12 protein-coding genes are annotated in these 14,394 nt (G+C 70.5%); 9 read left to right on the top strand and 3 right to left on the bottom strand.

The genetic code is table 11. The features are described from left to right. The 3 genes from ACWDNU_RS20060 to ACWDNU_RS20050 all read left to right on the top strand — a co-directional run bounded on the left by ACWDNU_RS20060 (nucleotide 1) and on the right by ACWDNU_RS20050 (nucleotide 5,516). Nucleotides 1-1,608 carry a KGGVGR-motif variant AAA ATPase gene (locus tag ACWDNU_RS20060; protein WP_449669985.1) on the top strand — a complete coding sequence of 536 codons (1,608 nt, stop codon included), beginning with the start codon at nucleotides 1-3 and terminating at the stop codon, nucleotides 1,606-1,608. A 63-nt stretch (nucleotides 1,609-1,671) separates the two neighbouring features. Beyond that, on the top strand, nucleotides 1,672-2,298 hold the full coding sequence (locus ACWDNU_RS20055) for a hypothetical protein (protein WP_449669984.1): 627 nt from the start codon (nucleotides 1,672-1,674) through the stop codon (nucleotides 2,296-2,298). Next, on the top strand, nucleotides 2,295-5,516 hold the full coding sequence (locus ACWDNU_RS20050) for a helicase HerA domain-containing protein (RefSeq protein ID WP_449669983.1): 3,222 nt from the start codon (nucleotides 2,295-2,297) through the stop codon (nucleotides 5,514-5,516). Before ACWDNU_RS20055 ends, ACWDNU_RS20050 begins: the two co-directional genes overlap by 4 nt. Before the next feature lie 50 nt (nucleotides 5,517-5,566). Here ACWDNU_RS20050 and ACWDNU_RS20045 read toward each other — a convergent pair whose 3' ends face one another. Next, nucleotides 5,567-6,274, bottom strand: a complete 708-nt coding sequence (locus ACWDNU_RS20045; protein ID WP_449669982.1) for a S1 family peptidase — start codon at nucleotides 6,272-6,274, stop codon at nucleotides 5,567-5,569. A gap of 260 nt (nucleotides 6,275-6,534) precedes the next feature. Here ACWDNU_RS20045 and ACWDNU_RS20040 point away from each other — a divergent pair, with 260 nt between their 5' ends. Next, nucleotides 6,535-6,951 carry an STAS domain-containing protein gene (locus tag ACWDNU_RS20040; RefSeq protein WP_344279432.1) on the top strand — a complete coding sequence of 139 codons (417 nt, stop codon included), beginning with the start codon at nucleotides 6,535-6,537 and terminating at the stop codon, nucleotides 6,949-6,951. Nucleotides 6,952-7,066: 115 nt separating this feature from the next. On the opposite strand, the gene ACWDNU_RS20035 is transcribed toward ACWDNU_RS20040, so the two are convergent. Then, a complete protein-coding gene (locus ACWDNU_RS20035; RefSeq protein ID WP_370938290.1) occupies nucleotides 7,067-7,717 on the bottom strand; it encodes a sigma-70 family RNA polymerase sigma factor in 651 nt (216 codons plus the stop codon). A 285-nt stretch (nucleotides 7,718-8,002) separates the two neighbouring features. Next, complete coding sequence (locus ACWDNU_RS20030; RefSeq protein ID WP_370938289.1) at nucleotides 8,003-8,965, bottom strand: hypothetical protein; 963 nt, start codon at nucleotides 8,963-8,965, stop codon at nucleotides 8,003-8,005. A 509-nt stretch (nucleotides 8,966-9,474) separates the two neighbouring features. Here ACWDNU_RS20030 and ACWDNU_RS20025 point away from each other — a divergent pair. The 5 genes from ACWDNU_RS20025 (at nucleotide 9,475) to ACWDNU_RS20005 (ending at nucleotide 14,373) form a co-directional block, all read left to right on the top strand. Further along, entirely contained in the window at nucleotides 9,475-9,618 is a 144-nt protein-coding gene (locus ACWDNU_RS20025) for a hypothetical protein (RefSeq protein WP_370938288.1), read from the top strand. Nucleotides 9,619-9,680: 62 nt separating this feature from the next. After that, the gene (locus ACWDNU_RS20020) at nucleotides 9,681-11,843 is read left to right on the top strand and encodes an ATP-binding protein (protein ID WP_449669981.1); all 2,163 of its coding nucleotides are present in this window, start codon (nucleotides 9,681-9,683) and stop codon (nucleotides 11,841-11,843) included. Between the two features lie 57 nt (nucleotides 11,844-11,900). Then, on the top strand, nucleotides 11,901-12,329 hold the full coding sequence (locus ACWDNU_RS20015) for an Asp23/Gls24 family envelope stress response protein (protein WP_449669980.1): 429 nt from the start codon (nucleotides 11,901-11,903) through the stop codon (nucleotides 12,327-12,329). 5 nt (nucleotides 12,330-12,334) lie between these two features. Further along, the gene (locus ACWDNU_RS20010; protein ID WP_449669979.1) at nucleotides 12,335-12,463 is read left to right on the top strand and encodes a hypothetical protein; all 129 of its coding nucleotides are present in this window, start codon (nucleotides 12,335-12,337) and stop codon (nucleotides 12,461-12,463) included. Between the two features lie 314 nt (nucleotides 12,464-12,777). After that, nucleotides 12,778-14,373, top strand: coding sequence for an FUSC family protein (locus ACWDNU_RS20005; protein ID WP_449669978.1), 1,596 nt, complete (start codon nucleotides 12,778-12,780; stop codon nucleotides 14,371-14,373). Nucleotides 14,374-14,394: the final 21 nt, after the last annotated feature.

Genomic DNA, 14,394 nt, shown 5'->3' with positions numbered 1-14,394 from the left:
ATGACGGGCGTCGTGATCACCTTCTATTCCTACAAGGGCGGCGTCGGCCGCAGCTTCACGCTGGCCAACATTGCGGTGCTGCTGGCCCGGTGGGGACATCGCGTGCTGTGCATCGATTGGGATCTCGAAGCACCGGGGCTGCGCGAGTACTTCCGGCCGAAGCTGGACCACGATCCGGAAGGCGGTGTGGTCGACCTCGTTGCCGACTTCCGGGCAGGCGCGGTCCGGCCGAACCGGCACATCATCCCGGTCCGCCTGGACAACGTGCCCGGCACGCTGGATTTCCTCCCCGCGGGCGGAGACGGCCCCGCGTATCCGGGACAGGTGCAGGGAATCGACTGGGAAGGCCTGTACGACGAGGATTTCGGCGAGTATCTCGAACGCTGCCGCGAGGCGTGGACCTCGGACTACGACTACGTCCTGCTCGACAGCCGCACCGGGATCTCCGACGTCGGCAGCATCTGCACCGCGCACCTGCCGGACCGGCTGGTCGTTCTCTACACCGCGAACATGCAGAGCGTCCGCGGCGCGGTCGACGTCGCCCACCGCGCGAACGTCGCGCGGAACGCCATGCCGTACGACCGTCCGCAGCTTCCGGTGCTGCCCGTGCTCTCGCGGTTCGACACGCGCGAGGAGTACGACCGGTCGGAAAGCTGGCGGGAGATCTGCCTCAAGGAAACGCGGAGCTTGTTCGACAGCTGGCTGGACCAAGACGTCCCGCCTGCGGTGATCGCGCGCCACCTCACCCTGCCGTACGTCTCGTATTGGACCTTCGGCGAGCAACTGCCGGTGCTGCTGGAAAAAAGCCCTGGCGCTGACCAGATCGGGTTCGCCCTCGAGACCGTCGCCGCGGTGATCGCGCATTCCTACGACCGGACCGAGCTGCTGGCCGAAAACCGCGACGCCTACGTCGCGGCAGTGCGCACCCGCACGCAGAACTTCGCGTACGACATCCAGGTCAGCATGCCCCGGTCGAACCTCGAGGTCTCCCGGGATCTGGTGGCAGAGCTGGAAAATCTCGGCATCCGGGTGGGCCGGTCGCTGTCGGGCGACCGTTCTTGGCTGGGCCGCGCGGAAACCGATGCCCGCCACCTGTGCCTGGTGATCGACGGCAAGGCGAGCCGGTGGCAGCTCGCGGAGGTCGAGTTGTTCCTGCACCGCACGCTCGGCCAGGACCGCAGGCTGATCCCGGTGCTCACCGAGGGGACCGACTCGCGCGAGCTGTCCGGGTACCTCGGCAACCTCCGGCACCTGCGCCTGGGCCCCGCGTCCGGTCCGGTGAAGGTCGCGCGCAGCCTCGCCGACGAAATCGGCGCCGGACGGGCCCTGGTCGACACCGGCCAGTCCGACCTGGTTTCCCTGCTGCGGCAAGCCGAACACGCCCGGCTGCGCCCGGAACTGTGGGACCTCGTGGGCGAGTTCGCCAGCGAACTGCCGGCCGCGGTCGGAGCCGGGGACAGCGTGCGCGCGCAGGAACTCGGCGCGGACCTGGCCGTGGTGCTGCGCCCGCGCCGCCACGACGACGGTGCGGTACTGCCGCCGCCGCGGGTCCGGAAAGCGTTGGCCTGGGCCCAGCAAGTGCTCGACGTGCGGGTGAACGGCAGCTAGCCGGTCGCCCCCAGAACGCCCCGCCCGCGCCCGCGGCCGGGATGCCCCGAGGAAGGACGGCGGATGCACGAAAGACTGAGCCACAAGCAGTCCGCGGCGATGATCGCGCTGATGGTGCACGGCCGGGAGATGTCGAACCCGGAGCTGCGCGAGGAGGCCGGCTTCGCGCTCGATGGGAGGGATCGGCTGAAGCTCAACGAGCGCTACGTCAGCAGCAGGAAATCCGGCCGTGCGTTCGTGCACCAGCTCACCGACGACGGCTGGGACTGGTGCGCGGGCGAACTGGCCGCGCTGACCCCGCCGAAGCCGGTGCGGAGCACGTTGACCGTGGTGGCTTACCTGGCGCTGAACAAGCTCTTCGAGTACATGCGGTTGCACAACGTTTCGCTCAAGGAGGTGTTCACCGGCAGCGACGCGCCGCAAGCGGCCGGCCTGGAAGAAATGATCCGGCTGGCGTACCGGAAACTCGCCCGCTCTCCCCGGGACTGGGTCGGCCTGGCGGATCTGCGGCCGTTGCTGGGCGGTGCGGCCGTCGCCGAGGTCGACGCGGTGCTCAAACAGCTGAGCCGCACCGGGCAGGCGCATCTGGTGCCCGAGTCCAACCGCAAGGCCCTGACCGCCGAGGACAAGGAGGCGGCCGTGCGCATCGGCGGTGAGGACAATCATCTGCTTTCCATCGAGGCGTCATGATCGAACACCTTGCGGTATTGGCCACGTTGCGATTCGACTGGGCGGACACGCCCGATCACGTGTGGCGGGATTCGCCGTACCACGTCGACGGTCTGCACCCCGACGTGATGGCCGCGATCGACGTCGGCATCCGCGACGCCGCGGCGAGCGACGGGCCGAGCCCGATCGGACTGGTCATGCAGGGCATGAAGGGGGTCGGCAAAACCCATCTGCTCGGCATGGTCCGGCGAGCGGCGCACCGGGCGGGCGGCTACTTCTTCCTCGACGACCTCACCGCGGGCGACGCGTTCTGGGAGGACACCGCCGACGCGCTGCGGCGAGGACTGCTGCGCTCGGACGACTCGGCGGAACCGCAGGTGCGCAGCTTCGTCCGCCGGGTGTGCGAGCGCGGCGACGTGCCGTGGGAAAGCACTTCGGCGCTGGTCAGCGGACGCGGACTGAGCCGGTCGCACGTCGACGCGTTCCTGATGGGACTGCGGAAACTGGACCGGCAGGTCGCGGTCGAATGCGCGGACACCGCCCGCGCGCTGGTGCTGTACGCCGCCGAAGACCTGACGCAGAACGAGGTCGGCGACGATTACCTCGGCCGCTTCGAGGAATCGAAATCCGGGGCCCGGCGCAAGTGGGGGATCAGGGCGAAGCCGAAGTCCGCCTCGGACCAGGTGCACGACATCACCCGGCTGCTCGCGCTCACCGGGCCGGTCGTGATCGGCGTCGACCAGCTCGACACGCTGCTGGCCGTTTCCGATCTGCAGGCGAAGGAAGTCGGCAGCCGCGAGGACAACAACCTGCTCGTCGCCCAGATCGCCGACGGGCTGATGGAACTGCGCGAGATCACCCGGCGGACGCTCACCGTGCTGGCCTGCCTGCCCGCGACCTGGCAGCAGATCAAGGGGAAGGCCGCGGACACGGTGCCCGACCGGTTCCGGGAAACGCTCACGCTCGGCAGGGTGCTGGACGCCGAAGTCGGCAGGCAGCTGGTGGAGCGGCGGCTGGGATTCGCCTACGCGGCCATGGATTTCACCCCGCCGCACCAAACCTGGCCAGTCGCGGCCTCGGCGTTCGACGGGCCGTGGGAGGAGAACACGCCGCGGGAGATCCTCAAGCGGATCGGTGCGCACATCGACGCCTGCGTGCGAGCGGAACGGGTGCAGGAGCTGACCACGTTCAATCCGGACACGCCCTCGGTGCTGCCCGCGCGCCCGGAGCCGAAGCCCGACCGTTTCGCCGAACTGGACGACTGGTTCGACCAGCTCCGCGCGGACGCGGATCCGTCGGCGCTGCTCGACCACAAGGTCGAGGACGAGGTGATGCCCCGGCTGCTGTCGGCCGCCTTGCGCGGCTGGATCACCGAGGTCGGCGACGACGAGATGGAGTGGGACACCCGCGTCAGCGAGGACGAGCTGCACGCCTGGCTCACCCACACCCTCGACGAGGCCTCGGATCTCGAAGAACACTGGGCGTTCCGCGCGATCTCGGCGAAGAACCCGATCGCCGTGCTCAGCCGCTTCCGGAAGGCCCGTTCGGCGGCGGGATTGCGGGCCGGTGCGGGGAACCGGCATCTGGTGCTGATCCGGAACTCCTCGTGGTCCAAAGGGGAGAAAACCCAAGCCGAGCTCCGAGCGTTCGAAGCCGCCGGAGGGAAGCGGCTCAGGATGTCCGAAGCGGACGTCCGCACGTTCTGGGCGCTGGACGAGATGTTCGTCAAGGGCGGCCCGGACGTCCACGAGTGGCTCATCGACCGCAGGCCCGCCCGGCGTTCCCAGCTGCTGTCCGGAGTTCTGCCCGATGCCGCACGTCCCGACGGCGCCGCGCAGGCGACCCGGACACCGGAAGCCCCACGACCCGCATCTCAGCGGCCGAACCCGGTGCCCCAGCCGTCCCTCTTCCCCCAGCCGACCCCCTCACCAGCACAAACCCCGCGATCCCACCGCACCGGAAACACCCAAGCCCCTCGCTCCGACGGAACCCACCCGCCCCCGGACGGCACCATCGCCCTCGGCACCGAAACCGGCTCCGGCAAGCCGATTCGCATCGAACTGTCCGCCCTCCGCAAGCACGCCGCCGTCTTCGCCGGTTCCGGATCGGGAAAGACCGTGCTCCTGCGCCGGATCATCGAGGAATGCGCGCTGCTCGGCGTGTCGTCCATCGTGCTGGACCCCAACAACGACCTCGCCCGCCTGGGCGACGCGTGGCCGAGCCCGCCGAGCGGCTGGGGACCCGAAGACGCTCAGCTGGCCGAGAAATACCTCGAAGGCACCGACGTCGTCGTCTGGACACCGGGTCGCGCCACCGGGCGTCCGCTGGGGTTCGAGCCGCTGCCGGATTTCGCGGGAGTGCTCGACGACGAGGACGAGTTCTCCGCGGCGGTCGAGGTGGCCGTAGCCGCTCTCGCACCGCAGGCCCGTCTCACTGGCAGCACCGCGAAGGCCGACATCGGCTTGGCCGTGCTGCGGCAGGCGATCGCGCACCATGCCCGCACCGGTTCGCGAAGCCTGCCGGAGCTGATCGACGTCCTCGGCGATCTGCCCGAGGGCGTCACGAATCTCAACGGCGGCCGAAAAATCGCCGCGGAAGTCGCGGAGCTGCTCAAGGCCGCGATGGTGAACGATCCGCTGTTCGCCGGAACCGGAACCCCCGTCGATCCCGCCGTGCTGCTCACCCCGGCGGACGGCAAACGCGCGCGGATCTCGGTGATCAGCTTCGCCGGGCTGCCGTCCGAAGCCCAGCGGCAGAGCTTCGTGAACCAGCTGCAGATGGAGCTGTTCGCGTGGATCAAGCGGAATCCGGCGGGGGACCGGCCGCTCGGCGCGCTGTTCGTGATGGACGAGGCGCAGACGCTCGCGGCGTCGGGCTCGCTCACCGCGAGCACGCGCAGCACGATCGTGCTGGCCGCGCAGGCCCGGAAGTACGGGCTGGGGCTGCTGTTCGCGACGCAGGCGCCGAAAGGCCTGCACAACCAGATCGCCGGCAACGCGATGACGCAGTTCTTCGGGCGGCTCAACAGCCCGGCGCAGATCGCCGCGGCGAACGAGATGGCGCGGGCGAAGGGGAGTCCGGTGGCGGACATCTCGCGGCTGGAGCGGGCCCAGTTCTACGTGTCCGGCGAGGCGTTCGGGTTCCGGCGGGTGTCGACGCCGCTGTGCCTGAGCCACCACCCGGCGAGCCCGCTGCGCCTCGAGGAGGTGCTCGCGCGGGCCAGGAACGGGGAGGGATGAGGAAAGCGGCCCGGACCCGGGGATCCGTCCGGGTCCGGGCCGCCTCCGGATCAGACGCCCGCGACCGACTGGATCCAGTCGCGGTACTGGGTGACGTTGATGTAGGCGGTGTAGGACTGGCGGTCGCTGGTGGAGGCGACGCCGACCTGCTTGCCGTTCGCGTACATCGGGCCGCCGGAGTCGCCGCCGGCGGTGATGCCGTCGCCGCGGTTCGCGCACACCGAGACGCCGGCCGCGCCGTCCGGGCAGTTGACGGAGGTGACCTGGACGTTCGCCACCTTCAGCACCTGCGACTGGCAGTTGATCTCCGGCTGGTCGGTGCAGGTCGCGCCCCAGCCGTAGACCTGGGCGGTGTCGCCGACGTTGACGTCGCTCGCGGTGCCGAGCGGCGCGTACTCGGTCTGCACCTTCTGGCCGATCTGGACCAGCGAGATGTCGGCGTCGGGGGAGTCGTGCACCGACGTCGCGGAGACCTCGGTGCCCTGGGTCTGGTCGAGGCTGCCGACGTGGAAGGTGATCTGCTTGCCGCCCGCGCCCTGGGTGCAGTGGCGGGCGGTGAGGATCCAGTCGGGCGCGACGATCGTGGCGGAACAGAGTTCCTGGCCGCCGGCGAACATGCGGGCGGCGGAGTGCAGGGAGTCGGCGGTGCTGCCGTCGATGATGGCGGGCTGGGCGGGAGCGGCCACGGCGGGGGACGCCGCGGCGACGGCGGCGAAAGCCAGGCCGGACAGGACTGCGGCGGTACGCGCGATTCGCACGGGTGATCATCTCCGGTGGGTACGGGGAGTGAGCTGTCAGGTACTGACCCACCGTCGTGAATGTCGGTAAATGACGGAACCCGCCGAAGGTCGGGCTGACACAGTTCCCGACTTTCGTCGTAGGACAAGCGGAGCAGCCCCCGGTCGCGGTGTGCGGAGGCGGACTGTGAGCGCGGTCACCGTGCCCGGAGGTCCAGAATGGTGTCGGGTGGACGAGCGGGCGCGACGGGCCCCGCCTGGACAGGGAGCGCAGCACGCGGATGGAAGCCGGCTCACAGGGATCGGCACGGCTGAAGTCGTCGTACCGCTACGACGACCTCGACGTGCTCACGCTGCTGCTGGCGGGGGAACTCGACGCCGGCACCGCGCTGGTGGTGGTGCGCGCGGTGACCTTCGCGCTGGCCAAGCGCCCGATGGCGCTGGTGCTGGACCTGACCGGGCTGACGCAGCTGAGCGACGCGGGCGTCCACGTCCTGCGGGCCGCCCAGGACCGGGCGGCCGCCGAGGGCGTGGTGCTGCGGCTGCTCGCGCACCCCTCCGGAGAGGCGGGCCGGCGGCTGGCCGAGACCGGCATGACCGGGGTGTTCGACATCTACCCGGACCGCACGGCGGTCCGCGTGGAGACCGACCGGATCGCGTTCCTGCGCCGGATGAAACGGCGTCTCGACGCGGGCTGAGCCGGTCCGGATCCCGGCGTTTCGGACCGGCCCGAAACGGCGAGGTGGCCCGAGCGGGTGAACTTCCCGGACTTTTTTCGCGAGTGGTCCATACCAGTGCGGCGATGTTGCGAGTTCACGCGAGCAGCGCTTCGGCGAGCCCCTGCTCCTGGATCGACTCGCGCAGCTTGGCCAGCGCGCGGCATTGCGTCACCCGGACGTTGCCCGCCGAGATCCCCAGCGCCTTCGCCGTCTCCGCGGACGTCAGCCCGACGACCACGCGCATCGTCAGGATTTCCTGTTGCAGCTTCGGCATCCCGGCCAGCAGCCTGCCCAGCGACGCGCCGAGGTCGGCGGTCAGCGTGTGCGATTCCGGGCCCTCGCGCAGATCCGGGTTCTCCGGGACGTCGGACACCGGCCGCGAACGGTCTCGTGACACCGCGCGGAAAGCGTCGGCCACCTTGTTCGCCGCGATCGCGCGCACCAGGTGCAGGAACGATCCGCCGCGGTCCTCGTAGCCGGCAACTGCCTGCAGGACCGCGATGCACACCTCCTGCGCGACGTCGTCGGCCGACAGGTACGACAGGTCGCGTCCGCCGATGCGGGCCCGGCAGTAGCGCGCGATCACCGGTTTGAGCAGCGCCAGCAGTTCCGGAGCCGCGCCGGGGACGCCGTCGCGGGCCGCGCGGACCACGGTTTCCAAGCGTTCGGCGAGCCCGGACGGGCGCGGCAGCGCGGCGAGCGGGACATAGCCTTCGACCGGTTCGGGCACGGTGGCGGTGGGCATAGGGGTCGGTCCTTTCGTACGGGCGGCCGCGGTGGTCTCGCCCGCTCGATCCGGGAGTCGGCGGCCTGGCTCCGGATGTTGCGCATGCGCAGGTGTTGTCCAGCTTCTGTCCGTTGCGCGGCAACGAGTTTCGCTCGGACCTGGACAGATCTTGGACAGCTTCGCCCCGCCGGTAGCGCGTCCGGGCGCGGCGGCGATCCCGGTGCGGTCGGAGAGTTGTCCCGATCGGGAAGGGGAATCGCGATGATCACGCACTGACCGGAGCCGGGGCCCGGCCGGCGAGGTTCAGCCGGCCGGGTTCCACCGGATGCCGTAGGCGAATCCGGGCGCGAGATGGTCGAACCGCAGGTGCACCTCGCCCGAGCCGTCCGGGCTCACCGCGTCGCCGCGTGCGCCCGGATCGCGTGCGTCGTCTTGAAACACGCGGTCCAGCCGCACGATTTCGGCTGGCGGCGCGGCCGGGAAGCGCACGTGCAGATCGAACCGGTCGACCGGATGGCGCGGCACGCACACGTAGTGCGGGTGCCGGAATTCCGCCCGGAACCGCAGCGCGAGGTCGTGCGTTTTCCCGCGCGGCAGCGGATCGGCCAGCTGCAGCGCCAGCCCGACCCGGTCGTTCGACTCCATCGCGCGGCGGACGAGCGTGCCGCCGTGGAAGACGTCGACGTCCAGATCGCTTTCCCGCACCGGCCCGGAGGTCGCGGACGTGGTGGTGAGGGTGAGCGCGAGGTCCAGTTCGGCGATCTCGTCGGCGTCGGCGACGATCCGCCGGAACTCGAACACCTCGGGCCGCTCCTGGTCCAGGGCAAGGGACACGCGCAGCAGTTCGGTGTGCCAGCTGCCGCTGTCGGGCGCGGGCCGTGCGCCGCCCTCGCGCGGGCCGGCGAGCGCGAGGTGCGCCACGTGCTCGATGCCCTCGTCGATGCGCCGCCGGATCGTGCGGTCGTCGCGGTCCAGTTCGCGCGCGGCCCAGTGCACCCGTTCCTGGTAGAACGGCTTGCGCGCCGGTTCGTGCATCGCGAACGCCGCGAGCACGGCGATCCGGAGGTCCTCCGGGAGCGTTTTGGCCAGCGGCTCCAGCACGTGCGCGAGCCGGTCGCGGATCTCGACGTTTTCCGCGTTGTCGGGAATCCCGCACACCTCGCGCAGGACCGGGCCGACCCGAATCCCGAGCGGAGTGGTGAATACGCCGCGCCCCTTCCGGAGAACTTTCAATTCCGCGACCAAGTCCGCCGCGTTCGGTTCCACCCGTTCCTCCCTCGCGTCTCCCCGCCCGCAGCCACTGTTCCGCAATGCCGCCGGGGATGTCCAGCCTTGCCTGGCATCGGCGCACGGACTGTGACCGGAATGATTTCCCATTCCCGCGTCCGGCTGGTGCGGCCGGGTTTATCCGCGCCGGAAATTCGCTCGGATGGCGCCTTCCCGGAACGGCGGGTGACTGCCCTCTATTGGCGGCAGGCGGTTCGTCCGGGCTGCTGGCGGGCGGGGCTTTCGATCTCGTAAGCTGCGCCAACGGCCGTCTTGGGTCTACTGTGCCAGCTGGCTGGCCCCCGGCTCGCCGAAGCTGAATATGCCCTTTCGCCCCAGCCCTCGGCGACGCGGCTCGCAGGTGGTAATGCGACGCCAGTGTTGCCTCCTGTTCCCCGTTAACGCGATTAAGGCGGAAACAGGAAACTCCTTCCCCGAATGCCGCGCGGTCCCGCATTCTCGGGACGAGCCGCCGATCAGGCGGGCGGAAATCCGTTGAAGGAGCTGCCGTGAAGGTCGTCTGTTCGTTTTCTCTGCTGGTGCGGGCCGCGTTGTGGCTGGCCGGGATCGCGCTCGTGTCCGGGGTCGCGCTCGGCCATCCGGGCGGCCCCGCGCCGACCGTGCCGCCGGTCTCGGTGCGGACCGCGCCGTGACGAAACCACGGCCCGGCGTTTGCCGGATCGTCATACTGGGAGCGAGAAGAGGGTGGAGGCGGATGACAGCGCGCGCGACGTTCGGGGCGGAACTGCGCCGGCTGCGCACCGCGGCCGGGCTGTCGCTCGCCGATTTGGCCGCGCGGGTGCATTACAGCAAGGGATACCTGAGCAAAGTCGAAACCGGTCTCGCCGCACCGAATTCCGCACTCGCAGCCCTATGCGAATCCGAATTCGGCACCCCGGGAGCACTTACCGCACTGGTTCCCGCGGAAACCGGGAAACGCCGCACCCGGCCGGACGTCCGCCCGTCCGGCCTCCCCCCGGTGACCGCCGACTTCACCGGCCGCGACGAGGAACTCCGGGCCGTACGGGGGATTCTCGAGTCCGACGGCGGCGTTTGCGTCATTTCGGGGATGGGCGGGGCGGGGAAAACGGCACTGGCGGTGCGCTGCGCGTACCGGCTCGAACCGTCCTTCGCCGACGGCAGCCTCTTCCTGGACCTGCGCGGCACCTCCGACGATCCGGTCACGCCCGCCGACGCGCACGACCGGCTGCTGCGGATCCTGGAGGTGCCCGCCGAACGGATCCCGGCCGACCCCGACGACCGCGCGGCGCTCTTCCGGACTTGCCTGCGCGGCCGGAGTTTCCTGCTGGTGCTGGACAACGCGGGCAGCACCGGGCAAGTCCGCCCGCTGCTGCCCGCCGAACCGAAGTGCCGGGTCGTGATCACCAGCCGCTCCCGGCTGCCCGCATTGGACGAAGCCAAGCACGTCTCGCTGGGCGTCCTCCCCACCGCCTCCGCCACCGCGCTGGTCACGGCGCTGACCGGCGCGACCCCCGACGCCGCGCTGCGGATCGCCGACCGCTGCGGCCGTCTCCCGCTGGCGATCCGGATCGCCGCCGCCCGCCTGCGCGCCCACCCGGCGTGGGATGTCGCGGAACTGGAACGCCGGCTGGCCGACGAGACGCGCAGGCTGGGCGAATTGGACGACGGAGAACGAAGCCTGGCCGCCGCGTTCCGGTTGTCGGTACGCCAATTGGGCCGGCCGGAAGCGCGGCTGTTCGGCCTGCTCGCCCTTCACCCCGGCCCGGACTTCGACGTCACCGCCGCGCAAGCGCTGGGCTCGCTGGATTCGGTGGAGGCCGAACGCTTGCTGGACCGCCTGCACCAGGCGTACCTGCTCACCCAGCCGGAACTGGGCCGGTTCGGTTTCCACGACCTGGTAAGGGTTTTCGCCGCCTCCGGGGCCGCCGACGAGGACGCTTTCCGCCGCCTGGCCGATTTCTCCGTCGCCGCCGCGGAACGCGCGGACCGGGCGATGAGCGGCCCGCGGTACCGCCCGGAGGTGGCCTATCCGTCCGGGCTGCCGGAAGTGGAGTTCCCGGACCAGGACAGCGCGATCGCCTGGTTCCGCGCGGAATGGCCCAACCTGGTCGCACTCTGCCGCCGTTTGGGGGAAACGGACCGATGCTGGCAGCTGGCGTTCTTCCTGCGCGGTTTCTTCTACCTGACCAAACTGTGGGACCCGTGGATCGCGACGCACCGCTGGGCGCGTGCCGCTGCCGAGGCGGTCGGCAACCGCTGGGCCGCCGCCACGACCATCGCGAACCTTGGCATCGCGTACGTCGACCGCGGCGATCTGGACGAGGCTTCCCGTTGCTACAGCCAGGCTTTGGCGGAGTACCGGCAAATCGGCGACCGCCACGGCGAAGCGACCGCGCTGGCGCATTCCGCCTGGGCGGAGCACTACCGAGGCAACCACGAACAAGCCCTGCGGGACTTGCGCTCCGCGGCCGATTTCTACGCCCTGACCGGCAACCGACGCAGCGGCGCCATCACGACGCGGGGTGTCGCGCTGGTCCTCACTGCGCTGAACCGTCCCGCTGAAGCTGCCCGCCTGGTCGAGGAAACCTTGGCGGTGTTTGAGGAACTGGGCTTGGAACTGGACGTCGTGATGGGGCTGAACTGCCTAGGCTGGGCAAGATTCCGCGCTGGAGACCACCCGGGCGCCGAGTCGGCTTACCGGGAAGCCGCGGCCCGCGCGGAGTCCTGCGGAAGCACCCATGAAGCAGCACGGGCGTACTTGGGCTTGGGAAATGTCGCTGCAGCACAGGGAATCGCAGGGGAGGCCGCGTCTCTGTGGGAGCAGGCTGAAGCTGCGCATCCTGACCTGGACCCAGTGACCGTAGGCGAGGCGGCTGCTCGCACCGAATATCCGTGAGATTCCCGGACGGCGGGTGTCCTCCTGACGACCGGTTCATCCGACGAGGGAGAGACGATGCCTGATTCGACTGCGCTAGGACTCGCCACCGACCAGGGCCAGACCGCGATCGCGGACGTCGTGGTCCAGAAGATCGCCGGGCTGGCCACCCGCGAAGTCCCCGGAGTCCACGCCCTCGGCGGCGGCACCGCACGAGCCTTCTCGGCAATCCGGGAACGCATCCCGGGCGCGACGGCGTCCGCGGGCCAGGGCGTGTCGGTCGAGGTGGGGGAGAAGCAGGCAGCCGTCGACCTGCAGGTAGTGGTCGAATACGGAGCCTCGATCGCCGACGTGTCCCGCTCGATCCGCCGAGGCGTGGTCACTGGGGTGGAGCATATGACCGGGTTGGAGGTAGTGGAGGTGAACGTCGCTGTGACGGACCTGCACCTGCCGGAGGACGGGGAGGACGGGGAGGACGGTGCGGCGGACTCCGTGCGGGTGGAGTGAGCCGGGTGGCGTTGCCCGCGCGGCTGTGGCGGGGTGCTGCTGCGTTGGTTTTCCGCGACGGGCATGTCGTCGAGCAGGGTGAGGTAAGCCGGGCTGTCGCGGACGTGTGGCTGACGGTTCCGGTGGCAGTGTAGGTGCGGGTCGCGGCGGAAGTGCTTGGCCGGGAAAGAGATTGCTGATCAGGCCTCTCCGCCACGGGTTTCCTCCCGGGAACGCCGTTGCCAATGCCGCGCGCCTCCTCGATCTCCGCCGCGCGCAACGCCGCCCGTGCCGACACTCCCCGGTGTTGCGGGGACGAACGTTCAGGCTGTGGCGGCCGACTCCAGTCGCTGAGTCGGCCGTTGCCTGGGCATTTGAGCGAGCACGGTTCGCGCCCGCAGTGTGCCCGCCGTCTCTGGGTGGTGTGGCCGGGGTTTCGGGGCGGGTGGCGGCGTGTTGGGATGGGCGGATGGGATCGTCGCCCGAGCCGGTTGAGCAGTTGCCTCGTGTGGCGGGGTTTCGGGCGCTGATGTTCGCTTTGCCGCCGGTCGGGCGGCGGTGGTCGGCGGGGTTGCGGGCCGCGGCGGCGGTGGCCGTTCCGGGGATCGCGCTGGTGTTGGCTGGGGCGTCGGCCTCGGCGTTGTTCGTCACGCTCGGGACGTTCGCGGTCTTGTACGGCGAGGGGCGGCCCTACCGGGTTCGGGCGGGCGTTGTGGCTACTGCTGGTGTCGGCTTGCTCGCCGCGGCTGCGTTGGGTGCTTCGGTGGGGACTGTGGTTCCGCCCGGGCCCGTCTCGGTGCTGGTGGTTTCGGCGGTCGCAGTGCTGGCGACCTACGTCGTTGACGCGTTGCGGCTCGGGCCGCCAGGGCCGTTGTTCTTCGCGCTCGTTTGTGCGGGCGCGCAGGCGGCGGTCGAGGCGGGCGCCCGGCCGTGGGTGGTGCTGGGGTGCGCTGCGGCGGGAGTCGGGTCGTCGGTCGTGGTGTCGATGGCCGGGGTGCTGGCCGATCGGACAAAGCCGGAACGGGCCGCCGTCGAACGTGCGGTGCGGGCGGTCGACGCGTTCATCTCGGCGGAGCGGAAGACTGCTGAGACTCGGCACGCCGCCGGTGCCGCGGTGTCGGCGGCGTGGACTGCGCTGCATGACGCGGGACATCCGCGCCGGGGCACGAAACCGGATCTCGTGGCGACGCTGCTTGCTGCCCACCGAAGGTTCGCGGACGCTTCGCCGGGCGAGTCCGTCGAGTTGCCGCCGGGGAAGCTGCCGTTGCCGCGACCGAGCGTCGGGTACCGGTTGCGGCGGGCGGTTCCGTTGCGTTCGCATGCCGCGCTGACGGCGTTGCGCGTTGGTGCGGGTTGCGTGGTCGCTGGGGAACTGGCGGTGGCAGTCGGGATCGGACGTCCGCATTGGGCGGTGCTGAGTGCGTTGGTGGTGCTGCAGCAGGGATTGGACCGGCGGCGGGCGAATGTGCGTGCGCTGCACCGGTTCGTCGGGACGGCGGCCGGGCTGGTGCTGTTCGGATTGGTGATGATGGTCGGCCCGTCCGGGGTCGTGCTGATTGTGATTCTGGCGGCGCTGCAGTTCTGTGTGGAGCTGGTGGTGCCGCGGAATTACGCCGTGGCGACCGTGGTCATCACGCCGCTCGCGCTGCTGGCCGCCGGGGTCGCGAGCTTGCCGGGTCCGGTGTGGCCCGCGGTGGCGGACCGTTTCGCCCAGACGGCGATCGGGGTCGCGGTGGCGGTAGCCGTGCAGTACGCGGTGGTGCCGCGCGCGCATCGGAAGACGTTGGCCTGGACTGGATCCCGCGTTCGAGCCGCTGCCCGCGCGGTGCTGGCCGGTGCACCGGTTCCGCGTGCGGCGGCGCGCCGGGACCTCCAGTTCGAACTGGAAGGCGCGACCCGCACGGGCGTGGATTCAGTGCACAACGAACCCGGCTGGGCCGCCGAGCGATGGCCCGCCCACGCGGCCCTGGTCCACGACGGCTACGACCTGCTCCAAGCCTGCTGGTCCGCGCCGGATGGCGGGTTGCGGGACGTGGAGCGGTGGAAGAGCACGTTCGGCCGGTGAGGCTGGGACCCCTGGCCAGGC

The organism is Amycolatopsis sp. NPDC003676, from assembly GCF_053587275.1.
This window is presented reverse-complemented; position numbering and strand designations above follow the sequence as displayed.

Bases quoted from the DNA above. Each gene is read 5' to 3' on its own strand.
- ACWDNU_RS20035 (WP_370938290.1), bottom strand. From the start codon at position 7,717: ATGCCCACCGCCACCGTGCCCGAACCGGTCGAAGGCTATGTCCCGCTC.
- ACWDNU_RS20040 (WP_344279432.1), top strand. From the start codon at position 6,535: ATGGAAGCCGGCTCACAGGGATCGGCACGGCTGAAGTCGTCGTACCGC.
- ACWDNU_RS20055 (WP_449669984.1), top strand. From the start codon at position 1,672: ATGCACGAAAGACTGAGCCACAAGCAGTCCGCGGCGATGATCGCGCTG.
- ACWDNU_RS20020 (WP_449669981.1), top strand. From the start codon at position 9,681: ATGACAGCGCGCGCGACGTTCGGGGCGGAACTGCGCCGGCTGCGCACC.
- ACWDNU_RS20005 (WP_449669978.1), top strand. From the start codon at position 12,778: ATGGGATCGTCGCCCGAGCCGGTTGAGCAGTTGCCTCGTGTGGCGGGG.
- ACWDNU_RS20060 (WP_449669985.1), top strand. From the start codon at position 1: ATGACGGGCGTCGTGATCACCTTCTATTCCTACAAGGGCGGCGTCGGC.
- ACWDNU_RS20015 (WP_449669980.1), top strand. From the start codon at position 11,901: ATGCCTGATTCGACTGCGCTAGGACTCGCCACCGACCAGGGCCAGACC.
- ACWDNU_RS20050 (WP_449669983.1), top strand. From the start codon at position 2,295: ATGATCGAACACCTTGCGGTATTGGCCACGTTGCGATTCGACTGGGCG.